The 23,620-nt window shown below is 62.7% G+C and carries 26 protein-coding genes; all 26 read right to left on the reverse strand.

The features are described 5' to 3' along the window. Positions 1-38 precede the first annotated feature (38 nt). Entirely contained in the window at positions 39-1,478 is a 1,440-nt protein-coding gene (gene nuoN, locus ACXAEH_RS07955) for an NADH-quinone oxidoreductase subunit NuoN (RefSeq protein ID WP_475031926.1), read from the reverse strand. Positions 1,479-1,493: 15 nt separating this feature from the next. Next, the gene (locus ACXAEH_RS07960; protein ID WP_475031927.1) at positions 1,494-3,047 is read right to left on the reverse strand and encodes an NADH-quinone oxidoreductase subunit M; all 1,554 of its coding nucleotides are present in this window, start codon (positions 3,045-3,047) and stop codon (positions 1,494-1,496) included. Continuing rightward, on the reverse strand, positions 3,047-5,131 hold the full coding sequence (nuoL, locus tag ACXAEH_RS07965; protein WP_475031928.1) for an NADH-quinone oxidoreductase subunit L: 2,085 nt from the start codon (positions 5,129-5,131) through the stop codon (positions 3,047-3,049). Before nuoL ends, ACXAEH_RS07960 begins: the two co-directional genes overlap by 1 nt. Before the next feature lie 6 nt (positions 5,132-5,137). After that, positions 5,138-5,443: an NADH-quinone oxidoreductase subunit NuoK gene (gene nuoK, locus ACXAEH_RS07970; RefSeq protein ID WP_008553673.1), complete on the reverse strand. Its 306-nt coding sequence runs from the start codon at positions 5,441-5,443 to the stop codon at positions 5,138-5,140. 4 nt (positions 5,444-5,447) lie between these two features. Beyond that, positions 5,448-6,050 carry an NADH-quinone oxidoreductase subunit J gene (locus tag ACXAEH_RS07975; protein WP_475031929.1) on the reverse strand — a complete coding sequence of 201 codons (603 nt, stop codon included), beginning with the start codon at positions 6,048-6,050 and terminating at the stop codon, positions 5,448-5,450. Then, complete coding sequence (locus tag ACXAEH_RS07980; RefSeq protein WP_475031930.1) at positions 6,047-6,466, reverse strand: carboxymuconolactone decarboxylase family protein; 420 nt, start codon at positions 6,464-6,466, stop codon at positions 6,047-6,049. The genes ACXAEH_RS07975 and ACXAEH_RS07980 overlap by 4 nt, the downstream gene beginning before the upstream one ends. Continuing rightward, positions 6,463-6,957: an NADH-quinone oxidoreductase subunit NuoI gene (gene nuoI, locus ACXAEH_RS07985; RefSeq protein ID WP_039163235.1), complete on the reverse strand. Its 495-nt coding sequence runs from the start codon at positions 6,955-6,957 to the stop codon at positions 6,463-6,465. Before nuoI ends, ACXAEH_RS07980 begins: the two co-directional genes overlap by 4 nt. Before the next feature lie 3 nt (positions 6,958-6,960). After that, positions 6,961-7,998, reverse strand: a complete 1,038-nt coding sequence (gene nuoH, locus ACXAEH_RS07990) for an NADH-quinone oxidoreductase subunit NuoH (RefSeq protein ID WP_475031931.1) — start codon at positions 7,996-7,998, stop codon at positions 6,961-6,963. A gap of 6 nt (positions 7,999-8,004) precedes the next feature. Continuing rightward, positions 8,005-8,391 carry a hypothetical protein gene (locus ACXAEH_RS07995; protein ID WP_475031932.1) on the reverse strand — a complete coding sequence of 129 codons (387 nt, stop codon included), beginning with the start codon at positions 8,389-8,391 and terminating at the stop codon, positions 8,005-8,007. Beyond that, entirely contained in the window at positions 8,388-10,406 is a 2,019-nt protein-coding gene (gene nuoG / locus ACXAEH_RS08000; protein ID WP_475031933.1) for an NADH-quinone oxidoreductase subunit NuoG, read from the reverse strand. Before nuoG ends, ACXAEH_RS07995 begins: the two co-directional genes overlap by 4 nt. 3 nt (positions 10,407-10,409) lie before the next feature. Next, positions 10,410-10,814: a DUF5333 domain-containing protein gene (locus ACXAEH_RS08005; RefSeq protein ID WP_475031934.1), complete on the reverse strand. Its 405-nt coding sequence runs from the start codon at positions 10,812-10,814 to the stop codon at positions 10,410-10,412. Positions 10,815-10,915: 101 nt separating this feature from the next. After that, positions 10,916-11,254: a hypothetical protein gene (locus ACXAEH_RS08010; RefSeq protein ID WP_475031935.1), complete on the reverse strand. Its 339-nt coding sequence runs from the start codon at positions 11,252-11,254 to the stop codon at positions 10,916-10,918. Positions 11,255-11,316: 62 nt separating this feature from the next. Then, positions 11,317-11,733, reverse strand: coding sequence for an MAPEG family protein (locus tag ACXAEH_RS08015; protein ID WP_475031936.1), 417 nt, complete (start codon positions 11,731-11,733; stop codon positions 11,317-11,319). Between the two features lie 6 nt (positions 11,734-11,739). After that, complete coding sequence (gene nuoF, locus ACXAEH_RS08020; RefSeq protein ID WP_475031937.1) at positions 11,740-13,038, reverse strand: NADH-quinone oxidoreductase subunit NuoF; 1,299 nt, start codon at positions 13,036-13,038, stop codon at positions 11,740-11,742. 6 nt (positions 13,039-13,044) lie between these two features. Then, the gene (locus ACXAEH_RS08025; RefSeq protein WP_039125924.1) at positions 13,045-13,272 is read right to left on the reverse strand and encodes a DUF5337 domain-containing protein; all 228 of its coding nucleotides are present in this window, start codon (positions 13,270-13,272) and stop codon (positions 13,045-13,047) included. A gap of 44 nt (positions 13,273-13,316) precedes the next feature. Further along, positions 13,317-14,489 (reverse strand): NADH-quinone oxidoreductase subunit E, encoded by a 1,173-nt coding sequence (locus tag ACXAEH_RS08030; RefSeq protein WP_475031938.1) that lies wholly within the window; start codon positions 14,487-14,489, stop codon positions 13,317-13,319. Next, positions 14,489-14,800 (reverse strand): hypothetical protein, encoded by a 312-nt coding sequence (locus ACXAEH_RS08035; RefSeq protein WP_475031939.1) that lies wholly within the window; start codon positions 14,798-14,800, stop codon positions 14,489-14,491. Before ACXAEH_RS08035 ends, ACXAEH_RS08030 begins: the two co-directional genes overlap by 1 nt. Continuing rightward, entirely contained in the window at positions 14,797-16,020 is a 1,224-nt protein-coding gene (locus tag ACXAEH_RS08040; protein ID WP_475031940.1) for an NADH-quinone oxidoreductase subunit D, read from the reverse strand. Before ACXAEH_RS08040 ends, ACXAEH_RS08035 begins: the two co-directional genes overlap by 4 nt. Then, positions 16,020-16,409 (reverse strand): hypothetical protein, encoded by a 390-nt coding sequence (locus tag ACXAEH_RS08045; RefSeq protein ID WP_475031941.1) that lies wholly within the window; start codon positions 16,407-16,409, stop codon positions 16,020-16,022. The genes ACXAEH_RS08040 and ACXAEH_RS08045 overlap by 1 nt, the downstream gene beginning before the upstream one ends. After that, positions 16,409-17,011, reverse strand: coding sequence for an NADH-quinone oxidoreductase subunit C (locus ACXAEH_RS08050; RefSeq protein WP_475031942.1), 603 nt, complete (start codon positions 17,009-17,011; stop codon positions 16,409-16,411). Before ACXAEH_RS08050 ends, ACXAEH_RS08045 begins: the two co-directional genes overlap by 1 nt. Positions 17,012-17,028: 17 nt before the next feature. Next, positions 17,029-17,562 carry a NuoB/complex I 20 kDa subunit family protein gene (locus tag ACXAEH_RS08055; protein ID WP_019295997.1) on the reverse strand — a complete coding sequence of 178 codons (534 nt, stop codon included), beginning with the start codon at positions 17,560-17,562 and terminating at the stop codon, positions 17,029-17,031. Further along, entirely contained in the window at positions 17,553-17,918 is a 366-nt protein-coding gene (locus tag ACXAEH_RS08060) for an NADH-quinone oxidoreductase subunit A (protein WP_024090668.1), read from the reverse strand. The genes ACXAEH_RS08055 and ACXAEH_RS08060 overlap by 10 nt, the downstream gene beginning before the upstream one ends. A 234-nt stretch (positions 17,919-18,152) precedes the next feature. After that, positions 18,153-18,935: a crotonase/enoyl-CoA hydratase family protein gene (locus ACXAEH_RS08065; protein ID WP_475031943.1), complete on the reverse strand. Its 783-nt coding sequence runs from the start codon at positions 18,933-18,935 to the stop codon at positions 18,153-18,155. Positions 18,936-18,955: 20 nt separating this feature from the next. Further along, complete coding sequence (locus ACXAEH_RS08070) at positions 18,956-19,813, reverse strand: hydroxymethylglutaryl-CoA lyase (protein WP_475031944.1); 858 nt, start codon at positions 19,811-19,813, stop codon at positions 18,956-18,958. 66 nt (positions 19,814-19,879) lie between these two features. Next, positions 19,880-21,817, reverse strand: coding sequence for an acetyl/propionyl/methylcrotonyl-CoA carboxylase subunit alpha (locus tag ACXAEH_RS08075; RefSeq protein WP_475031945.1), 1,938 nt, complete (start codon positions 21,815-21,817; stop codon positions 19,880-19,882). Positions 21,818-21,901: 84 nt separating this feature from the next. Further along, on the reverse strand, positions 21,902-23,506 hold the full coding sequence (locus ACXAEH_RS08080) for a carboxyl transferase domain-containing protein (protein WP_475031946.1): 1,605 nt from the start codon (positions 23,504-23,506) through the stop codon (positions 21,902-21,904). Positions 23,507-23,620: the final 114 nt, after the last annotated feature.

Raw genomic sequence — 23,620 nt, forward strand, 5'->3', positions numbered from 1 at the left:
TCGCAAGACCGGGCCTCCTTAGCCTGCTGAAAAGCAGATCAATTTACAAGGGTTGCTGCGGCTGCAGCGGCGGCGCCGTCAATGCCGAACTGATAGACCACGCCCACCAGCATCATCGCAGCGGAGGCCATCAGGGCGGCGGTCAGGACCGGTGAGCCCTTTGCCTCGACATCATCCTCGCCAGTGCCAAAGTACATATAGAAGACGATGCGGATGTAGTAGAACGCACCGATGACCGAAGCGATGGCAGAGGCCACGACCAGGCCGAACAGGCCCGCGTCCACACCGGCTTTCCAGACACCCAGCTTGGCAAAGAAGCCAAGCATCGGCGGCACACCTGCCAGCGAGAACATCAGGATCAGCACCGCCAGCGCCTTGCCCGGTTCGCGCGACGCGAACTGGTTCAGGGCCAGGATGTCGGTCACCGGTTTGCCGTCTTTCTCCAGCATCAGGATGAAAGAGAAGGTACCGATGTTCATGGTGACGTAGATTGCGAGGTACACCAGCATGGCGGTGACGCCGGCTTCGGTGCCCGCGGCCAGGCCGATCATCGCATAGCCCATGTGGGCAATCGACGAGAAGGCCATCAGGCGTTTGATATCGCGCTGGCCGATCGCCGCAATGGCGCCCAGGAACATCGACAGCACCGACAGCACCACGATGATCTGCTGCCAGTCAGAGATGGCGCCGCCGAAAGCGTCAAACAGAACGCGGGCGAACAGGCCCATCGCGGCCACTTTCGGCGCGGTGGCAAAGAAAGCGGTGACCGGGGTCGGCGCGCCCTCATAGACGTCGGGGGTCCACATGTGGAAGGGAACCGCCGAAACCTTGAACGCCATGCCGGAGATCATGAACACGAGGCCGAACAGCATGCCGATGGACATGTGCCCCTGTTCGGCCACCTGGATGATGCCCGCGAACTGGGTGGTGCCGGCAAAGCCGTAGACCAGCGAGGCACCGTACAGCAGCAGGCCCGAGGACAGCGCGCCCAGCACAAAGTACTTGAGGCCCGCCTCGGTCGATTTGACACTGTCGCGGCGCATGGCGGCCACAACGTAAAGCGACAGCGACTGCAGCTCCAGCCCCATGTACAGTGCCATCAGGTCGCCTGCGGAGACCATCATCATCATGCCGACGGCCGCCAGCGCCACCAGGATCGGGTATTCGAACCTCAGCATGCCCCGGCGTGCCATATAGTCCTGGCCGACCAGCAGCACCGCGGCGGCGCCCAGCAGCAGCGCCACCTTGGCAAAGCGCGAGAAGCCGTCGTCGATGAACATGCCGTTGAAGGCGGTCTGGGTGCCGGCGCCGGAGGTGCCGATCCAGATCGCGATCACCGCCAGCAGGGCTGCGGTGCTCCAGACCAGCGGCACCGCCAGCTTGTCCTTGCCGGTGTAGACCGCGCCGATCAGCGCGCCCATGGCGTAAAGCGCCAGAACGATCTCTGGCAGGATTACAGTAAGATCAGCTTGGATCATCTGCCTGATGCTCCCTTAGTGCGAAGCAATCTGGGTCGCGGCGGGCGCAGTGTCCGCAGCAGCCAGAGACTGGTTGAAGTTAGCAATCAGCGCCTCGGTCGAGGGGCTGATGATGTCGGTGACCAGCGATGGGTAGACACCCAGCAACAGGGTCATCACGACCAGCGGTGCAAAGACGAAGCGCTCGCGCGCGGACATGTCCTTGATGCCCATCAGGCTGCCCTTGATCAGGTCGCCGAAGACCACCCGGCGGTAGAGCCACAGCGCGTAGCCGGCCGAGAAGATCACGCCGGTTGCCGCCACTGCGGTGACCCAGGTGTTTTTCTGGAAGGCGCCCATCAGGGTCAGGAATTCGCCGACGAATCCGCTCGTGCCCGGCAGGCCGACGTTGCCCATGGTGAAGAACATGAAGACCAGCGCATAGGCAGGCATCCGGATCACCAACCCGCCGTAGGCGTCGATGTCGCGAGTGTGCATGCGGTCATAGATGACGCCGACGCAGAGGAACAGCGCGGCGGAGATGAAGCCGTGCGACAGCATCTGGAAGATGGCGCCATCGATGCCCTGCTGGTTGGCGGCAAAGATGCCCATGGTGACAAAGCCCATGTGCGCAACCGAGGAATAGGCGATCAACTTCTTCATGTCCTCCTGCACCATCGCCACCAGCGAGGTGTAGACCACGGCGATGGCAGACATCCACAGGACCACATCAGTCATCACATCGGCGCCGACCGGGAACATCGGCAGGCTGAAACGCAGGAAGCCGTATCCGCCCATTTTCAGCAGGATCGCCGCCAGCACCACGGAACCCGCGGTCGGCGCCTGCACGTGGGCATCCGGCAGCCAGGTGTGCACCGGCCACATCGGCATCTTCACCGCGAAGGAGGCAAAGAAGGCCAGGAACATCAGCGTCTGCGCGCCGCCCACAATATGCAGCCCCAGCACGTCAAAGGACGCGGCCGAGAAGCTGTGGGTCAGCAGGGTCTCGATATCGGTGGTGCCGGCATCCACATACATGAAGACCATCGCCACCAGCATCAGAACCGAGCCGAAGAAGGTGTAGAGGAAGAATTTGAAGGAGGCGTAGATCCGCTCCTTGCCGCCCCAGATGCCGATGATCAGGAACATCGGAATGAGGCCAGCCTCGAAGAACAGGTAGAACAGCACCAGGTCCAGCGCCATGAAGACACCCAGCATCAGGGTCTCCAGCAGCAGGAAGGCCACCATGTATTCCTTCACCCGGTCGGTGACCGACCAGCTGGCCAGGATGGTCAGCGGCATGATGAAGGTGGTCAGCAGCACAAACAGCACCGAGATGCCGTCGACGCCCATCTTGTATTTCAGGCCAAAGATCCACTCTTTCTCGTGAACCATTTGAAAGCCAGTGTTGGCCGGATCGAACTGAGTATAGATTCCGATGCTCACCAGAAAGGTGGCTGTGGTGGCAAAAAGTGCCGCAAATTTCGCATTGCGCTGCGCAGCCTTATCATCACCTCGCATGAACACGACCAACAGCAGAGCTGCCAATGCCGGGATAAATGTGACGGCCGACAGAAGAATATTGTCCATCAGTGCGCTCCTCCGCCGATCGACATCCAGGTGACCAGGGCGGCAATGCCCAGCACCATCCAGAAGGCATAAGTGAAGATGTACCCGGACTGTGCGCGTCCGGCGAGACGGGTGAAGAAGGGCACGACGCCCATGGCCAGGCCGTTGAGGAAGCCGTCAATGGTGTTGCCATCGCCGCGTTTCCAGAAGAAGCGGCCAATGGCCACGGCCGGTTTCACGAAGATCACGTTGTAGATCTCGTCAAAGTACCATTTGTTCAGCAGGAACAGATACAGCGGGCGCTGCTGCTCGGCCAGGCGTTTCGGCAGCGACGGGTTCCAGATGTAGAACCACAGTGCCAGTATCAGACCGCCGACCATGGCAGCAAACGGCGACAGCTTCACCCATTTCGGCGCCGCATGGGCATCCTCCAGGATGTGGTTGTCCGGTGCGATGTACAGCGCGCCCTCGCCCGGCTTGCCGGCAAACACATAGTGATGCTCGCCTTCGCTGCCATGGGCGGCTTCTTCACCGTGGCCTGTGTCTTCGCCATGCGCTTCCGCTGCGGCCTCCGCCACCGGGATGCCGTAGAACTTGCCGACCTGATCGGCGTGGCCGAAGAAGCTGCTGTACCACAGCATGCCTGAGAAGATGGCTCCGAGCGACAGAACGCCAAGAGGCAACAGCATGGTCCAGGGGCTCTCGTGCGCATGGTCATGGGTGTGCTTGTCGCCGCGCGCCTCGCCATAGAAGGTGAGGAAGATCAGGCGCCAGGAGTAGAAAGAGGTCATGAAGGCTGCAATCACCAGTGCCCAGAAACCGAACATAGAGCCGCCTGCATAGGCGCTTTCGATGATCGCGTCCTTGGAGACGAAGCCCGCAAAACCAACCCAGCCGCTGAGCGGAATGCCGACGCCGGTAATGGCCAGCGTGCCGATCATCATCGCCCAGAAGGTATAGGGGATCTTCTTGCGCAGCGCGCCGTAGTTCCGCATGTCCTGCTCGTGGTGCATCGCGTGGATCACCGAACCGGCGCCAAGGAACAGCATCGCCTTGAAGAAGGCGTGGGTAAACAGGTGGAACATCGCTGCGGAATACATGCCGACGCCAGCCGCGACGAACATGTAGCCCAGCTGCGAGCAGGTCGAATAGGCGATCACGCGCTTGATGTCATTCTGCACCAGGCCGACGGTGGCCGCGAAGAACGCGGTCGCAGCACCCAGCACGGTGATGAAGGCGGCGGCCTCGGGCGCGAACTCCATCAGCGGCGACATGCGGCAGACCAGGAACACGCCCGCGGTCACCATGGTTGCCGCGTGGATCAGCGCCGACACCGGGGTCGGGCCTTCCATCGCGTCCGGCAGCCAGGTGTGCAGGATCAGCTGCGCCGATTTGCCCATGGCGCCGACAAACAGCAGGAAGGCCAGCAGGTTCGCCGCGTTCCATTCCGTCCACAGGAAGGAGACCTGGGTTTCCGCCAGCGTGGGGGCCGCCGCAAAGATGTCAGACAGGTTGATGCTGTCGGTCAGGAAGAACAGCCCGAAGATCCCCAGCGCAAAGCCGAAATCGCCGACGCGGTTGACGATGAAGGCTTTCATCGCCGCCGCATTGGCGGTGGGCTTGCGGTAATAGAAGCCGATCAGCAGGTAGGAGGCAACGCCGACGCCTTCCCAGCCGAAGAACATCTGCACCAGGTTGTCCGAGGTCACCAGCATCAGCATCGCAAAGGTGAAGAACGACAGATAGGCAAAGAAGCGCGGCTTGTAGCTCTCGCCCTCTTTCCACTGCGGGTCATGATCCATATAGCCGAAGGAGTAGAGGTGCACGAGCGAGGACACCGTGGTGATCACGATCAGCATGATCGCGGTCAGCCGGTCCAGGCGGATCGCCCAGTCGGTCGACAGAGTGCCGCTTTCAATCCAGCGCAGGATTTGGATGGTCTCGGTCTGCCCGTCGAAGGTCAGGAAGGTGATCCAGCTGAGCAGCGCCGCCAGGAACAGCAGCGCCGTGGCGGTCACGGTGGCGGCTTTCTCGCCGATCATCTTGTGGCCGAAGCCGCAGATGATCGCACCCACCAGCGGGGCAAAGAGGAGGATGGTTTCCATGTTTCTTTAGCCCTTCATCACGTTGACGTCTTCGACGGCGATGGTGCCGCGGTTGCGGAAGAAACAGACCAGGATCGCCAGGCCGATGGCGGCCTCGGCGGCGGCCACGGTCAGCACAAACAGGGTAAAGACCTGCCCCACGAGATCGCCCAGGAAGCTGGAGAATGCGACCAGGTTGATGTTCACCGCCAGGAGCATCAGTTCGATGCTCATCAAGAGGATGATCACGTTCTTGCGGTTCAGGAAGAGCCCGAAGATGCCGATGACGAACAGCGTCGCCGCGACGGTCAGATAATGTTCAAGTCCGATCATGTGCTCACAGCCCCTGCCCCGGTTTCACATCCTTGAGCTCCATCGCGGCGGCCGGGTCGCGCATCATCTGAGCAACCACGTCCTGGCGCTTGACGTCCTGGCGGTGGCGCAGGGTCAGCACAATGGCGCCGATCATCGCCACCAGCAGGATCAGGCCTGCCAGCTGGAACAGAAGGAAATATTGATCATAGATGATGAGGCCCAGGGCCTCGGTGTTGTGGCGGTCGGCGGGCACCGGGTTGGCCAGCAGCTCAGGCGCCTTGTGGGCGGTTTCCCAGACGCCGAAGGCCATCACAAACTGCATCAGGATGACCAGGCCAATGAGCAGCGCCAGCGGCATGTAGCGCGCCATCTCGGCCTTCAGCTCGGCAAAGTCCACGTCCAGCATCATCACCACAAACAGGAACAGCACCGCGACTGCCCCCACGTAGACGATGACCAGCAGCATGGCGACGAACTCCGCCCCCAGAAGCACAAACAGCCCGGCCGAAGAAAGGAAGGCCAGGATCAGCCACAGGACCGAATGCACCGGCTGGCGGCTGATCACGGTGAACAGCCCGCCGGTGATGGCGCTGATGGCGAAGAGGTAGAAGGCAAAAACGCTCATGTCTCATCGTCCCTTTTGTCGTCCATGGCCTCTTGCGCCAGATCCAGCGCCCGGTTCATGGCCGGAATGCCGGCAAAGACCGACATCTGTCCGATCGTTTCCACGATCTCTTGTTTCTTGGCGCCGGCCGCAAGGGCGTGGCGCACGGTCTGGCGCACGGCTGAATCAGCCTGTGCGCCCTGCATCGTCAGCCCGGCCAGTGTCAGCAGCAGCCGGGTCTTGGCATCCAGCCCGTCCTTGTTGACGGTGTTGCCGAACATCATTTCCATGACCTCTTTGGGCATGGTCGGCCACAGGGCCTCGAACCCTTTCGGAGAAAAGCTCTCCAGCGCCGGGTTCAGCGCCTTTGCCATCTCCTGGGCTTGTTCCTGCATCCGGGCCATCATGGCCTCAAAAGGGTTCTTGGGATCGCTCATCGGTACGGCGCGTCGATTTCCAGGTTGCGGGCGATCTCGGCTTCCCAGCGCTCGCCGTTGGCCAGGAGTTTTTCCTTGTCGTAGAACAGCTCCTCGCGGGTCTCGGTGGCGAACTCGAAATTCGGGCCTTCGACAATCGCGTCCACCGGGCAGGCTTCCTGGCAGAAGCCGCAATAGATGCATTTGGTCATGTCGATGTCATAGCGCGTGGTGCGGCGGCTGCCGTCCTCGCGCGGTTCCGCGTCGATGGTGATCGCCTGCGCCGGGCAGACCGCCTCGCACAGCTTGCAGGCAATGCAGCGCTCCTCGCCGTTGGGATAACGGCGCAGCGCGTGCTCGCCGCGGAAACGGGGCGACAGCGGGCCCTTCTCGTGCGGGTAGTTCAGGGTGGCCTTGGGGGCGAAGAAATACTTCAGCCCCAGTTTGAAGCCGACCCAGAAATCCTGCAGCAGGAAGTATTTGGCGGCGCGTGTGTAGTCGATGTTCGCCATCAGTTAGCCTCCCATGGTCCAGCGGGCGAAAATGCCCCAGAACCAGTCAAATTTTGCGGCAAAGGACACGAAGACCACCCAGGCCAGCGAGAACGGCAGGAACACTTTCCAGCCCAGGCGCATCAACTGGTCGTAGCGGTAGCGCGGGGTGATCGCCTTTACCATTGCGAAGAGGAAGAAGAAGAACGCCATTTTGCCGACCATCCACAGGACGCCATCGGGCAGGCCCGGGATCGGGGACAGCCAGCCGCCGAAGAACAGCAGTGTGGTCAGCGCGCACATCAGGAAGATGGCGATGTATTCGCCGGCCATGAACAGCAGGAACGGGGTGGCCGAGTATTCCACCTGGTAGCCCGCAACCAGTTCCGATTCCGCTTCCGGCAGGTCAAACGGCGGGCGGTTAGTTTCCGCCAGCGCCGAGATGAAGAACAGGAAGACCATCGGGAAATGCGGGATCCAGTACCAGTTCAAGAGGCCCAGATCGCCGTCCTGCGCGCGCACGATGTCGCCGAAGTTCATCGATCCAGTGGAGATGATTACACCGATGATGATCAGGCCGATGGAAACCTCGTAGGAGATCATCTGCGCGGCGGAGCGCAGCGAGCCCAGGAACGGGTATTTCGAGTTCGACGCCCAGCCGCCCATGATCACGCCATAAACCTCAAGCGAGGAGACCGCGAAGACATAGAGGATGGCGACGTTGATGTCGGAGAGGACCCAGCCGTCATTGAAGGGGATCACCGCCCAGGCGATCATCGCCAGCACGAAGGAGGTCATCGGCGCCAGGATAAAGACGGTGCGGTCGGCGCCGGCCGGGATCACCACCTCTTTAACGACGTATTTCAGCGCGTCAGCCACCGATTGCAGCAGGCCGTAAACGCCCACCACGTTCGGGCCCCGGCGCATCTGGACCGCGGCCCAGATCTTGCGGTCCCCGTAGACGAGGAACAGCAGTGAGATCATCACAAAGGCAACAACTGCAAGCACTTGCGCCAGGATCAGAACAGCGATGCCGCCTGGAGTGTTAAAGAAATCAGCCATAGGTCCTCACACCGTGGGTATTCCGTTCGCCGCGCAATCCGCGACCACGACTTCGGCGTCGATGGTGCGCAGGCCGCGCGGAAGAGAGGGCGAAATCAGATAAACCGCATCCGCGGTCCGGCTGCCCCCTGCCTGTGTCAATGTTGTGCGCACCTGACGCGCAAATCCGTAGCCCCGGATCAGCGCGTATTGCGCGGCGGCGCATTCCGCATAGTCATCAAGGTCGCCTTCGCTGCGCGGACCGCGCATGGACACGTGAAATTGCACCAGATCGCCCTCCAGCAGGCTGGTTTCCACCCCTTCGTACACCGGGGCGGGCCGCTCTCCTTCGCTGCCGGGCGCCATCGCGCAGGCAGCCAGCAGAAAGGGTGTTATGAGGGCGAAACGGGTCATTCGGCGGCCATTGCCTCGTTTCCGCGGGCTTTCACACCTGCCGACAGTTCCGCCATCAGTTGCGATGCGCGGGCAATCGGATTGGTCAGGTAGAAGTCCTTGATCGCGGGCAGGAAATCGGCGTTGCCGAGTTTGTCCTGCTCCAGCGGCGCGCCGTCCTTTTCGGCCACTTCGTCGATCTGCGCCAGATGCGGAACCTCTGCAACCAGCGCCTGACGCAGCTGCGCCAGCAAGTCGTAGCCCAGCTGGGCATCTGCTTCGGCGCTGAGCGCGCGCAGGATGGCCCAGTTTTCCTTGGCCTCACCCGGTGCAAAGCTGGCGCGCATGGCCAGTTGCGGACGGCCTTCCGTATTCACGAACAACCCGTTTTCTTCGGTGTAGGCGGCACCCGGCAGGATCACGTCCGCGCGGTGCGCGCCGCGGTCGCCGTGGGAGCCCTGATAGATCACGAATGCGCCCGCGTCGATTTCCACCTCGTCCGCGCCGAGGTTGTAGATCACCTCTGCCCCGTCGATGGCTGCCTCCATGCCGCCCTCGGTCACAGCGCCGATGTCCATCGCGCCCACGCGGGAGGCGGCTGTGTGCAGGACCATGAGCTTGGAACCGGTGTCTTCGGCCAGCTTCTGCGCCGCGGCCAGAACCGCCAGACCATCGGCTTCGCGCAGGGCACCCTGCCCCACGATCACCACGGAAGGCGCATCCTTGACGGCGCCGTATTCGCGGCCCAGCAGGCTTTCCAGCGCGGCACGGCCGGTGCCGACATGGGCATATTCATAAGTCAGGTCCACGGGCTGGCCAACCAGCCCCACCTGCGCGCCGTTCAGCCAGGCCTTGCGGATGCGGGCGTTCAGCACCGGCGCTTCATCGCGCGGGTTGGTGCCGATCAGCTGGATGAACTTGGCGCTGTCGATGTCCTCGACAGTGGCGGTGCCGGCATAGCCCGCACGGTTGTCAATCGGCAGACGGGCGTTGTCAGTGCGGCATTCCACCTTACCGCCCAGGCCTTCGACCAGCTGCTTCAAGGCAAAGGCTGCCTCAACCGGGACCAGATCGCCGATCAGGCCCGCGACCTTCTTGCCCTTCATGGCACTAGCAGCCGCAGACAGCGCCTCGCCCCAAGTTGCAGGCTTCAGCTTGCCATCGACACGCACATAGGGGCGGTCCAAGCGCTGGCGGCGCAGCCCGTCCCAGACAAAGCGGGTCTTGTCACTGATCCATTCCTCGTTCACGCCGTCATGGTTGCGCGGCAGGATGCGCATCACTTCGCGGCCCTTGGTATCCACGCGGATGTTCGAGCCAAGCGCGTCCATCACGTCGATGGTTTCGGTCTTGGTCAGTTCCCACGGACGGGCGGTAAAGGCGTAAGGCTTCGACGTCAGCGCGCCAACCGGGCACAGGTCGATGATATTGCCCTGCAGGTTCGATTGCAGAGTCTGGTTCAGATAGGAGGTGATCTCCGCATCCTCGCCACGGCCCGTTTGGCCCATCTGGGTGATGCCCGCAACCTCAGTCGTGAAGCGCACGCAGCGGGTGCAGGAAATGCAGCGGGTCATGGTGGTGGAGACCAGCGGGCCGAGGTCCAGATCATCCACCGCACGCTTGGCTTCTTTGAAGCGGGTCGCGGAGATGCCATAAGCCATCGCCTGGTCCTGCAGATCGCACTCGCCGCCCTGGTCGCAGATCGGGCAATCCAGCGGGTGGTTGATCAGCATGAATTCCATCACGCCTTCGCGGGCCTTTTTGACCATCGGCGAGTTGGTTTTCACCTGCGGTGCCTGGCCTTCGGGACCGGGGCGCAAGTCGCGCACCTGCATCGCGCAGGAAGCAGCGGGTTTGGGCGGGCCGCCGACGACCTCAACCAGGCACATGCGGCAGTTGCCGGCAATCGAAAGCCGCTCGTGATAGCAGAAGCGCGGGATCTCGACACCGGCCTCCTCGCAGGCCTGGATCAGGGTCATTGCCCCATCCACCTCGATCTCGGTTCCGTCAATGTTGATCTTGCGGAGGTCAGACATGGTCTATTTCGCCCTCAGTAACACGCCGATCGCGCTTTTCTTCTCGATTTCCGCGCGGCCGTAGGCGCAGAAGGTTTCCGGTTGTTCGTATGAGACGCCATTCTGGGCCAGCAGCTTTTCGCCCTTGGCGCGCATGCGGGCCTTCTCGGCATCTGAGTCGATGTAGGCGCGGATTTCCGCGTCGGTGTAGCCCAGTTCATTCGCCCGCGCCTTGAGCCTGCGCAACTCACCCAGCCCTTTCAGATAACGCGGAGAGATGCGGTCGCAGTGATCGGACACTTCCTTGGCAACAGCGACGGCAAACAGCGGGTCTTCGATTTCCTGCACCTCGCGCAGCGACGGTTTGGCAAGCGCCGCAGCAGGCAGGGCTACAGAAACGGACAGGACAGCGGCAATCAGGGCACGCATGGCAGGGATCTCCTTCAGTATGGAGGCCCCACTGCGCAGGCGCACAGTGCTGCTATTCAATAGCAGACCGGCCTTTCGGCCCAGATATGCCGGAATTCCGCTCACGGGGTGCAGGTTCCCTGGAAGCTGGCGCGGCCATCGGTGAGGGTCAGCTGCGCTTCCTCGTCGGCCGGGTCAACCAGCCAGGCAATGTTTGAGGAGCCGTAGTTCGTGACGCAGTAGGTCGTGCCAGCGTGGGCGGCCGCCTCACGCGCGCCGCGGACAGAGCGGTCCGCGCCTTTGATCTCAACCTGGAACACAGCCCGGCTGGTCTTTTTGTCAACCGGCTTGGCCTTTGCCTTGAACGCCACCCCGTCATAGAGCGGGCGGTTGTTGGTTGCGCTGCCGCAAGCGGCCAGAACGGCCATGGTCAGCATGCTGGCAAGAGGAAGGAGCTTCATTCCCGCAGTCCCGTTACGGCGCCCCTTGGCCGGGCCCGTCAGTTGATATGTCTTCAAAATGCTCAAAACACTGCTGCCAAAGCAAAAAGTGCCAAGCCGCCCATGCAGGACCAGCCGATCACGTAAAACACGGACCGCAAGCCGCCATGCGGTTTACCGGAACCGCGCAGGTGGATCAGGATCATGACCACCCGCGACACCAGCGCCAGCGACGCCAGGAAGTTCACCCAAAACGGCATCGCCCCCGCCAGGATGGCCGCCAGCGTCACGGTCAGGAAGGCTGGCAGGGTCTCGCAGCCGTTCAGATAGGCCCGGTTCAGCCGGTAGGCCTTCTCCGCATAATCCTCATCCGGCGTGGCACCCGGGGCGAGGCCTGCCTTCTGTTTGGCCAGCGCCGAGAACGGCGACAGCGCCAGGATGATCAGGGTAAAGATCACCAGCGCAGCCAGAGCATGGGAATATGCGGCGAAAGCTTCCATCTCTGGTTACTCCGCCGCCATCGCGCCCATGCGGCCGGTTTTCTGGGCCTTGATGCGGTCTTCGATCTCCTCGCGGAAGTTCTTGATCAGGCCCTGGATCGGCCAGGCCGCCGCGTCGCCGAGGGCGCAGATGGTGTGGCCCTCGACCTGCTTGGTCACGTCCCACAGCATGTCGATCTCTTCCAGTTCGGCCTCGCCCTTCACCAGGCGGTCCATGACGCGCATCATCCAGCCGGTGCCTTCGCGGCAGGGGGTGCACTGGCCGCAGCTTTCGTGCTTGTAGAACTTGGACAGGCGCCAGATTGCCTTGATGATGTCGGTCTGCTTGTCCATCACGATCACCGCCGCGGTGCCGAGGCCCGAACCCAGTTCGCCGCGCAGGTAGTCGAAGTCCATGATTGCATCGCGCATGTTCTCGCCGCGCACGCAAGGAACAGAGGAGCCGCCGGGGATCACCGCCAGCAGGTTGTCCCAGCCGCCGCGGATGCCGCCGCAGTGCTTTTCGATCAGCTCCTCGAACCCGATCGACATTGCCTCCTCAACAACACAGGGGTTGTTGACGTGGCCGGAGATCGCAAACAGCTTGGTGCCAGCGTTGTTCTGGCGGCCAAAGCCCGCAAACCAGTCGGCGCCGCGGCGCAGGATGGTGGGCACAACTGCGATGCTCTCCACGTTGTTCACGGTGGTCGGGCAGCCATAAAGGCCGGCGCCCGCCGGGAACGGCGGCTTCATCCGGGGCATGCCCTTCTTGCCTTCCAGGGACTCGATCAGGGCGGTTTCCTCGCCGCAGATATAGGCCCCTGCCCCGTGATGCAGGAAAACATCGAAGTCCCAGCCGGAGCCGGCGGCGTTTTTGCCCAGGAGGCCCTGGTCGTAGGCTTCGTCGATGGCAGCCTGCAGCGCCTCGCGCTCGCGGATGTATTCGCCGCGCAGGTAGATGTAGCAGGTATGCGCGTTCATCGCGAAGGAGGCGATCAGCGCGCCTTCGATCAGCGTGTGCGGATCGTGGCGCATGATTTCCCGGTCCTTGCAGGTGCCCGGCTCGGATTCATCTGCGTTGATCACCAGGTATGCCGGGCGGCCGTCGCTTTCCTTGGGCATGAAGGACCACTTGAGGCCGGTGGGGAAGCCCGCGCCGCCGCGGCCGCGCAGGCCGCTGTCCTTCATGGTCTGAATGATCCAGTCGCGGCCCTTTTCGATCAGCCCTGCGGTGCCGTCCCAATGGCCGCGCGCCTTGGCGCCCGCCAGGGTGCGTTCGTGCATGCCGTAGAGGTTGGTAAAGATCCGGTCCTGATCCTTCAGCATAAGTGCCTACCTTTGGCTGTTTTGGCGCATGCGCCAGAGTTGAAATATGTTGACCAGGGCATAGATCATGCCTGCCAGCGCGGCGAAGTCGAACAGCAGCGCAAAGCGCCCCGGCAGCCCCAGCATGGGGCCGATGAACAGCGACAGCACGACCCACAGGCTGATGGTCCCGGCAATCACAAGCGCGATGTGCCGGCCCTTTGCTGCAATGGCCTGGTCCTGTTCCTTGCTCATCCGTTCCCTATCACCCAGGAACAGCCCCGCTGGGCCGCCCCTTATCAGTCTTCTTCTTCGTAAAGGCCTTCGTCCTTGGCCCGTTTGGCGAATTCGGTTTCATCGCCCACCTGCAGCCGCTTGGCCTGTTCGATCCAGCCGTCGCGTTCGATCCGGCCCTTGAACTTGAGGCGCGCATCAACCCAGGCCACCTCGGCCTCGGTCCAGTCGGCGATCTGCTCGAAATGGAAGAACCCCAGCTCGTTGAGCTTTTCTTCCAGTTTCGGGCCGACGCCCTTGAGCAGTTTCAAGTCATCCGGCAGGCCGCCGCGGGCTTCCTTCAGGGTCTCCGGCTGGCTTTCCTCGGTGACCCTTGCTGCAGCACCTTCCGGCGAAGCGGATTCCACCGCATCGGATTTGGTGACCGGTGCCTTCTTGGCTGCTTCGGCCTGTTTGGCCGCAGGCATCGGGGCAGCTTCCGGCGCCTTGGGCGGCGCATCCGCCGCGGCTCGGCCAGCTACCACACCGTCCTTGCCGACCCAAGGGGTCAGCAGCGGAACTTCATCGCCCTGGATGCGCTTGACGCCATCCTTGATGTCCATCGCCAGTTGCACGCTTGCATTGTACTGCGTCTTGCCGCTGTCGAACTCGGTCAGCGAGGTGAGGCCGGATTTCGGCTCCGCCGCGTAACGGCCGTTCTGCGGGCCCGGTGCGACAACCTTGCCGGCCGCCAGATCATCCAGCAGCTTGGTAAAGCTCTCGACGGTCAGGTCTTCGTAGTAGTCCTTGCCGATCTGCGCCATCGGAGCATTGGTGCAGGCGCCCAGGCACTCGACCTCTTCCCAGGTGAATTTGCCGTCCGCCGACAGGGTGTGCGGTTTCCCGGCGATCTTTTCCTTGCAGACAGCCACCAGATCCTCGGCGCCGCAGATCATGCAGGACGTGGTACCGCAGATCTGGATATTGGCAACAGAACCCGTGGGTTGCATCTGGAACATGAAGTAGAAGGAACAGACCTCCAGCACCCGGATATAGGCCATGCCGAGCATGTCGGCGATATGCTCAATCGCGGGCTTGGTGACCCAGCCTTCCTGCTCCTGCGCACGCCACAGCAGCGGAATGACCGCGGAAGCCTGGCGGCCCTCGGGATATTTGGTGATCTGCGCCTCGGCCCAGGCCTGGTTGGCCGGGGTGAAGGCAAAGCTGTCGGGTTGGTCGTGGTGCAGTCTGCGAAGCATCAGTCTTTCACACCTTCATAGGTTTTAGTTACCGTTCTCGACGAAGAGAGATGGCATTCAACATTGCCGATGGCACCGCCTTTTCCGCGGGCGGAAAGCACCAAACTGTAGTCTAAGTCGTTCAAAACGCGAGCCACTTCCATTTCAGCCCGGTCCAAAAGGCCACGGCAATGAAACTCTTGGAATTCTGGTGACGTTGCCGCTTCCACAAGGTACTGCGCTACGCCCTCAGCCTCACCTTGACCGCCCACTTCCTGAGAGGAAGCAGTTGAACCAAGCACTGACAGAAGAAGCGCGCCAACCAGCCTCAACGGTCAATCTCCCCGAACACAACGTCCATGGTGCCGATGATGGCGGCGACGTCGGCCAGCTGGTGGCCCTTGGCAACGTGGTCCATCGCCTGCAGGTGCAGGAAGCCCGGCGCGCGGATCTTGGAGCGGTAGGGTTTGTTGCTGCCGTCCGCCACCAGATAAACGCCGAACTCGCCCTTGGGCGCCTCGACGGCGGCGTAGACTTCGCCTGCCGGGACGTGGAAGCCTTCGGTGTAAAGCTTGAAGTGGTGGATCAGGCTTTCCATCGAGGTCTTCATGTCGCCGCGCTTGGGCGGGGTCAGCTTGCCGCGGGCCAGCACGTCGCCGGTGGCTTCGCGCAGCTTGTGGATCGACTGGCGGATGATCGACAGCGACTGGCGCATCTCTTCCATCCGGCACAGGTAGCGGTCATAGCAGTCGCCGTTTTTGCCGACGGGGATCTGGAACTCAAACTCGTCGTAGCATTCATAGGGCTGCGCGCGGCGCAGGTCCCAGGCGAGGCCGGAGCCGCGCACCATGACACCCGAGAAGCCGTATTCCAGGATGTCTTTCTCCGTCACCACTCCAATGTCGCAGTTGCGCTGCTTGAAGATCCGGTTTTCGGTCAGGAGGCCGTCGATATCGTCGAGGACGCGGGGGAATTCGATCGCCCATTCCTCAATATCGTCGATCAGCTGGTCGGGCAGGTCCTGATGCACGCCGCCGGGGCGGAAGTAGGCCGCGTGCAGGCGCGCGCCGCAGGCCCGCTCGTAGAAGATCATCAGCTTTTCGCGCTCTTCAAAACCCCAGAGCGGCGGGGTCAGCGCGCCCACGTCCATCGCCTGCGTGGTGACGTTCAGCAGATGGTTCAGGATGCGGCCGATTTCCGAGTAGAGCACCCGGATCAGCTGGCCGCGGCGGGGCACCTCCACACCGGTCAGCTTTTCGATGGCCAAGCACCAGGCGTGTTCCTGGTTCATCGGCGCCACGTAGTCGAGGCGGTCGAAATACGGCAGGTTCTGCAGGTAGGTGCGGCTTTCCATCAGCTTTTCGGTGCCGCGGTGCAGCAGGCCAATGTGCGGGTCGCAGCGCTCGACGATCTCGCCGTCAAGCTCCAGCACCAGACGCAGAACCCCATGCGCCGCAGGGTGCTGCGGGCCGAAGTTGATGTTGAAGTTGCGGATCTTCTGCTCGCCGCTCAGCGCGTCAACGCTGCCGTCGTCAAATTTGGAGCCGTCCATCATTTCTGGTTCTCCCCGGATTTGCTGCCGTGCTTTTTGACGACAGCCAGCGCTCCTTGACGTGCAGTGCTTCCCGCGGCTGCACCAGCTGCAGCCAGTGCGACAGCGACCACAAACAAGGGAAAGAGCTCTGCCATAGTTACACTAAAACCGACTTCAACGCCGACGTGCTTCCCAGCCATCCCATTCATTGCAGTCCAAATGAAACCACCAGCCGAAGCCATCACGATTGTGAACAAGGCGCCCAGAGCCGAGACGCCCCCAACCGAAACTTTCATTGCCGTCCGGAAAGGAGCAACCAAGCCGAGGCCTGCAGATAACCCAGCGATGGAAAGCAGAATTTTGTCGGAGGCTTGAACATTGTGGGCCAATGCAGACCAAAAACTCATCACGCCCCCTCCTTCTCGTCGCCGGGCAGGATGTATTCGGCACCCTCCCACGGGGACATGAAGTCGAACTGGCGGTATTCCTGCACCAGCTTCACCGGCTCATAGACCACGCGCTTTTGCGCCTCGTCATAACGGACCTCGGTGTAGCCGGTGGTCGGGAAATCCTTGCGCAGCGGGTAGCCGCGGAAGCCGTAGTCGGTGAGGATCCGGCGCAGATCCGGGTGGCCGGAGAACAGAATGCCGAACATGTCGTAGACTTCGCGCTCGAACCAGTTGGCCGAGGGGTGCACATCGACGATCGACGGCACCATCTCATCCTCGCGCACGGCGGCGCGCAGGCGGATGCGCTGGTTCCGGTACATCGACAGGAAGTGGTAGACCACGTCGAACCGCTTGCCGCGCTCGGGGTAATCCACCGCGGTGATGTCCACCAGGGTTGAAAACTTGCAGTTCGGGTCCGATTTCAGGAACTCCACCAGACCGGCGATGTTCGAGGGTGTGACGTCGATGTTCAGTTCATCAAAGGACACATCCCAGGCCACCACACAATCGGGGCGTTTGGCTTCGATCTGGGCGCCAAGCTCTTGCAGTGCTTCAGTCATATCTTCTCCGCCCCTCCTTAGCGCACCAGGGTGCCGGTGCGGCGGATCTTGCGCTGCAGCTGCATCAGGCCGTAAAGCAGCGCCTCGGCGGTTGGCGGGCAGCCCGGCACATAAACATCGACCGGCACAACCCGGTCGCAGCCGCGCACCACCGAATAGCTGTAGTGGTAATAGCCGCCGCCGTTGGCGCAGGAGCCCATCGAGATCACGTAGCGCGGCTCGGGCATCTGGTCGTAGACCTTGCGCAGGGCCGGTGCCATCTTGTTGGTCAGGGTGCCGGCAACGATCATCACGTCCGACTGGCGCGGCGAGGCGCGCGGCGCGATGCCAAAGCGTTCGGCGTCATAGCGCGGCATCGAGGTGTGCATCATCTCCACCGCGCAGCAGGCCAGACCAAAGGTCATCCAGTGCAGCGAGCCGGTGCGGGCCCAGTTGATGATGTCCTCAGCCGATGTGAGCAGGAAACCCTTGTCCTGAAGCTCGGCATTGATGGCCCGGGTGACAACTTCCTTGTCCACGCCCGCCGTGTTGGGTCCGGTCATCACTGCCATTCCAGCGCCCCTTTCTTCCACTCATAGGCGAAGCCAATGGTCAGCACGCCCAGGAACACCATCATCGACCAGAAGCCGGTGTCGCTGATGTCCTTGAAACCGACGGCCCAGGGAAACAGGAAGGCAATTTCCAGGTCGAAAATGATGAAGAGAATCGACACCAGGTAGAACCGGACATCAAATTTCATACGGGCATCATCGAAGGCGTTGAAACCGCATTCATAGGCGCTGACCTTCTCCGGGTCCGGGTTGCGGACCGCCAGCACAACGGCTGCCAGGATGAGGACAATCCCCAAACCTGCCGCGACGGCCAGAAAGACCAGGATCGGCAGGTATTCCCTCAACATCTCTTCCAAGAGCAGCTCCTTTCCCCGGCGGTTTCCCGCGCGACGTCAATTGGCGTGTTGATTTGCCTCGTGCATACCCCCCCGCCCTCACAGCGTCAACTAAGGCAAGGTTAATCGACAAGGGTTTGTGACAGGAAAAAGCACTGCCGCAACATGCATGTAATTTCTTAGTAATTTCATAAGAAAAGCGGCCGCAGGGGAAACTGCAGCCGCCGCCGAAACAGGAGTCAAAAATGCCGGTTTTCAGTCTTGCCAGACCGGTTTGCGCTTTTCAAAGAACGCGGCAATCCCTTCGCCGGCTTCCGGCCCTTCCCAGCGCTCCACAAGCGCCTTGATTGTATGGTCAATCACGCTGCCGTCCAGCCGCGGCCCCAGATCGCGGGCCAGTTTCTTGGCCGCGGCAACCGCGCCGGGGGCGCAATTCAGGTAGGGGGCAACTTCCGCCTCGATGGCTTCGGCCAGCTGGTCCGCGGGCACCGCTTTGGCCAGCAATCCCAGCTCCACCGCTTCCGATGCGCCGAACAAGCGGGCCGACATGAACACCCGCCTCGCCTTGGCTTCGCCCATGCGGGCGATGACGTAGGGGCCGATGGTGGCGGGAATCAGTCCCAGTTTTGTTTCGGTCAGGCCCATCTTCAGGTGATCCGCACCAATGGCTACGTCGCAAACCGACGCCATTCCGACCCCGCCGCCAAAGGCATTCCCCTGTACCGCGCCGATCAAGGGTTTCGGGAGAGTGTTGAGCGCCATCAGCATTTCCGCCAGCACCCGTGCCTCACGCGCGCGGGTTTCGGCATCCGCATCCATCTGCGCCCGCATCCAAGCAAGGTCGCCGCCCGCGCAGAAACTTTTGCCGGCACCGGTCAGCACCACCACGCGAACGGTCTCGTCCCCGGCCAGCCGCTTTGCCGCCAGCGTCAGCTCCTGCAGCATCTGGCCGGACATCGCGTTGTGCTTCTCCGCCCGGTTCAAGGTCAGGGTGCAGACGCCGCGGGCGTCGGTCTCCAGGGTGATTGTCTCAAACATTCTATATCTCCGCTGAAATCTTACTGCAGGCCGCGCATCGACCGGGCCAGGGCCGCGGCTTCTTCCAGCACATCCGCATTCAGGCCGGTATCATAGCCCAGCTCCGTCAAGCGCTTATGCACCGCTTCCGTTGCCACATTGCCCGCTGCCCCGGGCGCATAGGGGCAGCCGCCAAGCCCGCCCACGGCCGCATCGAACACCCGTACGCCCTGCGCCAGCGAGGCCTCGATATTGTCCAGCGCCCGGCCTGCGGTGTCGTGGTAATGCCCCGCCAGCTTGGCCGCAGGCACCCGTGCGGTGACAACCTTCAGCATCGCGCTGATCGCCTCCGGAGTACCCTGGCCAATGGTGTCGCCCAGCGAGATCTCGTAACAGCCGAGCGCGTGCAGCCGTTCGGCCACCTCGGCCACCTTTTCCGGCGGCGTGGCCCCGTCATAGGGACAGTCGGCCACACAGGAGACATAGCCCCTGACCGGCAGCCCAATCCCCTTGGCGGCCTCCAGAATGGGCAGGAAGCGGGTGATGCTTTCCTCGATACTGGCGTTGATATTGGCTTTGGAGAACCCTTCGGAGGCAGACGCAAAGACCGCGATCTCATCCGCCTTGGCAGCGACCGCGTCTTCATAACCGCGCATGTTGGGGGTCAGCGCTGCATAGCGCACACCGGACGCGCGGGTGATCCCGGCCAGCACTTCAGCGCTGCCCGCCATCTGCGGCACCCATTTGGGCGATACAAAGCTGGCCACTTCGATCCGCTTGAACCCGGCCCGGCTCAGGCAATCCGTCAGCGCAACCTTTTCCGCAACCGGAATCTCCCGTTTTTCATTCTGCAGCCCGTCGCGCGGGCCGACTTCGAAAATCTCGGCACGTTCACCCATGTCCGGGCCTCCTGCTTCTTTCTGGTCCCAAATACTCAAATCCCGGCAGCTGCCGCAGGCGCGCGGTCAGCTGCCGTCCTCCTCCAGCCGCACCAGCGCAGCACCCGCCTCGACCTGATCGCCAGCAGAGGCCAGAACCTCAGCCACCACACCGTCGCGGGCCGCCAGCAGCGAATGCTCCATCTTCATCGCTTCCAGAATCGCAAGCCGGTCGCCCTCTTTCACCGCTTGGCCTGCTTCGGCAAAGACCGCCTTCACGAGGCCCGGCATCGGCGCCTCGATCACATTGCTGTCGCCGCCCGCGGCCGCATCGCGGTCCAGCGGGTCAATCGCGGTGAATTCCAGCCCATAGGCATCATGCACGGTGATCAGCGTTCCCGACTGCGACACCGCGGGCATCCGGCGCTCATCAATGCGCCACTGGCCCTGGCTGCGCATCGCAACAACGGTTTCGCCTTCAACGGTCCAGAGCTGCCGGTTCACCCCGTCCACCTGCACATCGGCGGTGAACTCCTCGCCTGCATGGGACAGGGTGACAGCCCGGTGCAACGGCGCCCATAGGGTAAAGCCGGTGTCTGGAGAAGCCTCGACCAGATTCAGCGCTACCATGCCGGCCGCCGCCTTGTGACGCAGTTCGACTTCCGGTGCAGCGGTCAGCGCGTTCAGATCGCGGGCAATCAGGCCGGTGTCCACCTCGCCGCTTGCAAATCCCTCATGCGCCGCCAAGGCGCCGAGGAAGGCCAGGTTGGTGACGGTGCCGCCAACTTGCGTTTCCTCCAGCGCGCGGGCCAGCCGCGACAGCGCCACCTTGCGGGTGGAGCCATGCACGATCACCTTGGCGATCATCGGGTCGTACCAGGGGCTGATGGTGTCCCCAGCCCGCACACCGCTGTCGGCGCGGGCCTCATCCGGGAAGGACAGATGCGTCAGCGTGCCGGTTGCCGGCAGGAAGCCCTTGGGCACGTCCTCCGCATAAAGCCGCGCCTCAAAGGCGTGGCCGGTGATGGTGAGGTCTTCCTGCTTGGCTGGCAGGCTCTCGCCCGACGCAACGCGCAGCTGCCATTCCACCAGATCAACGCCGGTGATCAGCTCCGTGACCGGATGCTCCACCTGCAGGCGGGTGTTCATTTCCATGAACCAGAACCCGTCGGGGCGCAGCCCGTCAGAGCCGTCGACGATGAACTCAACCGTGCCTGCGCCCTTGTAGCCGATGGCCTCCGCCGCGCGCACGCCGGCCTGGCCCATCGCCTCGCGCATTTCCGCAGTCATGCCCGGTGCGGGCGCTTCCTCGATCACCTTCTGATGGCGGCGCTGCAGGGAGCAGTCGCGTTCGAACAGATGCACCGCGGTTTCGCCGTCGCCAAAGACCTGCACCTCGATGTGCCGAGGCTGCTGGATGTATTTTTCGATCAGCACATCCGGGTTGCCGAATGCGGTGGTCGCCTCGCCCTGCGCGCTTTTCAGGGCGTCCGCGAAGTCACCGGGCGCTTCAACCAGCCGCATCCCCTTGCCGCCGCCGCCGGCAACCGCCTTGATCAGCACCGGATAGCCGATCTTCTCCGCCTCGCCGGCCAGGAACTCTGGGTCCTGGTTGGTGCCGTGATAGCCCGGCACCACCGGCACGCCGGCCTCTTCCATCAGCGCCTTGGCGGCGTCCTTGAGGCCCATCTTGCGGATCGCCTCCGCCGAAGGGCCAATGAAGGTGAGCCCTGCCGCCTCCACCGCATCCACAAACTCGGGGTTCTCGGACAGAAAACCATAGCCCGGGTGAATGGCCTGTGCACCGGTGGCTCTCGCGGCCCCGATGATACGGTCGCCCAGCAAATACGACGCGGCCGGGGCCGCGCCGCCGATATGAACCGCCTCATCTGCCAGCGCCACATGTTTTGAAGCGGCATCGGCGTCGGAGTAGACAGCAACGGTCCGCACCCCCATGGCACGGGCGGTTTCCATCACGCGGCAGGCAATTTCTCCGCGGTTGGCAATCAGGATTTTGTCAAACATCGAGGGTATCCTCTTTTGCAGCAGCGGTGCCGGGGGCCAGCCCCCGGACCCCCGGGATATTTTCAGCCAGATGAAGACCGGATCTTACATCCGGAAGACGCCAAAGCGCGTGTCTTCGATCGGAGCATTCAGAGCCGCGCTCAGCGACAGCGCCAGCACGTCGCGGCTTTTGCGCGGGTCGATGATGCCGTCGTCCCAAAGACGCGCGGAGGCATAGAGCGGGTGGCTCTGCTCCTCGAACATCTCGATAGTGGGGCGTTTGAATTCGGCTTCTTCGTCAGCGCTCCAGCTGCCGCCCTGACGTTCGATGGCATCGCGTTTCACCGTTGCCAGCACGCCCGCGGCCTGTTCGCCGCCCATAACCGAGATGCGGGAATTCGGCCAGGTCCACAGGAAGCGCGGGGAGTAGGCGCGGCCCGACATGCCGTAGTTGCCGGCACCAAAGGAGCCGCCGACCAGCATGGTGATCTTGGGTACATTGGTGGTGGCCACCGCCGTCACCATCTTGGCGCCATGGCGGGCGATGCCCTCGTTTTCATATTTGCGGCCCACCATGAAGCCGGTGATGTTCTGCAGAAACAGCAGCGGGATCTTGCGCTGGCTGCACAGTTCCACGAAATGCGCCCCTTTCTGGGCGGCTTCGGAGAACAGCACCCCGTTGTTGGCGATGATGCCGATGGGGCAGCCCTTGAGGTGGGCAAAGCCGGTCACCAGAGTTTCGCCAAAGCGCGGCTTGAATTCGTCAAAGCGGGAACCGTCGACCAGCCGTGCGATCACCTCGCGGATGTCATAAGGCGTGCGCAGGTCTCCTGGAACCACACCGAGGATTTCCTCAGGGTCGTAAGCCGGCTCTTCCGGGCTGGCCCAGTTCACCGTCAGCGGCTTGGTGATGTTCAGCGACTGCACCGCGCGCCGGGCCAGCGCCAGCGCATGGGCATCATCCTCGGCCAGGTAATCCGCCACGCCAGAGAGGCGCGTATGCACGTCGCCGCCGCCAAGATCCTCGGCGCTGACGACCTCGCCCGTGGCGGCCTTCACCAGCGGCGGGCCGGCCAGAAAGATGGTGCCCTGCTCCTTCACGATGATGGTGACGTCGGACATCGCCGGCACATAGGCGCCGCCCGCGGTGCAGGAGCCCATGACCACGGCAATCTGGGGGATCCCCTTAGCCGACATCCGCGCCTGATTGTAGAAGATGCGCCCGAAATGGTCGCGGTCGGGGAAGACCTCATCCTGATTGGGCAGGTTCGCGCCGCCGCTATCGACCAGATAGATGCAAGGCAGGCGGTTTTCCTCGGCAATCTCCTGCGCCCGCAGGTGTTTCTTGACCGTCATCGGGTAATAGGTGCCGCCCTTCACGGTGGCGTCATTGCAAACCACCATGACTTCCTGCCCCTGCACCCGGCCGATGCCCGCGATCACCCCTGCCGCGGGAGCCGCTCCGTCATACATCGCGTGCGCTGCGGTCGCGCCGATCTCCAGGAACGGCGAGCCGGGGTCCAGCAAATTCGCCACCCGGCGGCGCGGCAGCATCTTGCCGCGGCTTTCGTGGCGGGCGCGGGATTTCTCGCCACCACACATGCGCGCAGCCTCTGCCGCCTCGCTGATCTGCGCCAGCGCGTCCAGATGCGCCGCGCGGTTCTGCTTGAAGCCGTCCGAAGAGGGCATCGCCTTGGATGTGAGTTTCATGCCACACTACCCTTAGTGGAAACAAACTGTTGCTGATCGCCGGCATGAGACCGGCACCGTTTCGTGTTAAGGCCTTGGTATCCGCCAAACCTTTCGGAGTATGCCAATGTTTTT

The sequence above is a fragment of the Leisingera sp. ABM4_060 genome, from assembly GCF_056158765.1.

What these genes read in the sequence shown, in the direction of transcription:
- nuoN (WP_475031926.1), bottom strand. Translation starts at nt 1,478, where the DNA reads ATGATCCAAGCTGATCTTACTGTAATCCTGCCAGAGATCGTTCTGGCG.
- ACXAEH_RS07960 (WP_475031927.1), bottom strand. Translation starts at nt 3,047, where the DNA reads ATGGACAATATTCTTCTGTCGGCCGTCACATTTATCCCGGCATTGGCA.
- nuoL (WP_475031928.1), bottom strand. Translation starts at nt 5,131, where the DNA reads ATGGAAACCATCCTCCTCTTTGCCCCGCTGGTGGGTGCGATCATCTGC.
- nuoK (WP_008553673.1), bottom strand. Translation starts at nt 5,443, where the DNA reads ATGATCGGACTTGAACATTATCTGACCGTCGCGGCGACGCTGTTCGTC.
- ACXAEH_RS07975 (WP_475031929.1), bottom strand. Translation starts at nt 6,050, where the DNA reads ATGAGCGTTTTTGCCTTCTACCTCTTCGCCATCAGCGCCATCACCGGC.
- ACXAEH_RS07980 (WP_475031930.1), bottom strand. Translation starts at nt 6,466, where the DNA reads ATGAGCGATCCCAAGAACCCTTTTGAGGCCATGATGGCCCGGATGCAG.
- nuoI (WP_039163235.1), bottom strand. Translation starts at nt 6,957, where the DNA reads ATGGCGAACATCGACTACACACGCGCCGCCAAATACTTCCTGCTGCAG.
- nuoH (WP_475031931.1), bottom strand. Translation starts at nt 7,998, where the DNA reads ATGGCTGATTTCTTTAACACTCCAGGCGGCATCGCTGTTCTGATCCTG.
- ACXAEH_RS07995 (WP_475031932.1), bottom strand. Translation starts at nt 8,391, where the DNA reads ATGACCCGTTTCGCCCTCATAACACCCTTTCTGCTGGCTGCCTGCGCG.
- nuoG (WP_475031933.1), bottom strand. Translation starts at nt 10,406, where the DNA reads ATGTCTGACCTCCGCAAGATCAACATTGACGGAACCGAGATCGAGGTG.
- ACXAEH_RS08005 (WP_475031934.1), bottom strand. Translation starts at nt 10,814, where the DNA reads ATGCGTGCCCTGATTGCCGCTGTCCTGTCCGTTTCTGTAGCCCTGCCT.
- ACXAEH_RS08010 (WP_475031935.1), bottom strand. Translation starts at nt 11,254, where the DNA reads ATGAAGCTCCTTCCTCTTGCCAGCATGCTGACCATGGCCGTTCTGGCC.
- ACXAEH_RS08015 (WP_475031936.1), bottom strand. Translation starts at nt 11,733, where the DNA reads ATGGAAGCTTTCGCCGCATATTCCCATGCTCTGGCTGCGCTGGTGATC.
- nuoF (WP_475031937.1), bottom strand. Translation starts at nt 13,038, where the DNA reads ATGCTGAAGGATCAGGACCGGATCTTTACCAACCTCTACGGCATGCAC.
- ACXAEH_RS08025 (WP_039125924.1), bottom strand. Translation starts at nt 13,272, where the DNA reads ATGAGCAAGGAACAGGACCAGGCCATTGCAGCAAAGGGCCGGCACATC.
- ACXAEH_RS08030 (WP_475031938.1), bottom strand. Translation starts at nt 14,489, where the DNA reads ATGCTTCGCAGACTGCACCACGACCAACCCGACAGCTTTGCCTTCACC.
- ACXAEH_RS08040 (WP_475031940.1), bottom strand. Translation starts at nt 16,020, where the DNA reads ATGGACGGCTCCAAATTTGACGACGGCAGCGTTGACGCGCTGAGCGGC.
- ACXAEH_RS08045 (WP_475031941.1), bottom strand. Translation starts at nt 16,409, where the DNA reads ATGAGTTTTTGGTCTGCATTGGCCCACAATGTTCAAGCCTCCGACAAA.
- ACXAEH_RS08050 (WP_475031942.1), bottom strand. Translation starts at nt 17,011, where the DNA reads ATGACTGAAGCACTGCAAGAGCTTGGCGCCCAGATCGAAGCCAAACGC.
- ACXAEH_RS08055 (WP_019295997.1), bottom strand. Translation starts at nt 17,562, where the DNA reads ATGGCAGTGATGACCGGACCCAACACGGCGGGCGTGGACAAGGAAGTT.
- ACXAEH_RS08065 (WP_475031943.1), bottom strand. Translation starts at nt 18,935, where the DNA reads ATGTTTGAGACAATCACCCTGGAGACCGACGCCCGCGGCGTCTGCACC.
- ACXAEH_RS08070 (WP_475031944.1), bottom strand. Translation starts at nt 19,813, where the DNA reads ATGGGTGAACGTGCCGAGATTTTCGAAGTCGGCCCGCGCGACGGGCTG.
- ACXAEH_RS08075 (WP_475031945.1), bottom strand. Translation starts at nt 21,817, where the DNA reads ATGTTTGACAAAATCCTGATTGCCAACCGCGGAGAAATTGCCTGCCGC.
- ACXAEH_RS08080 (WP_475031946.1), bottom strand. Translation starts at nt 23,506, where the DNA reads ATGAAACTCACATCCAAGGCGATGCCCTCTTCGGACGGCTTCAAGCAG.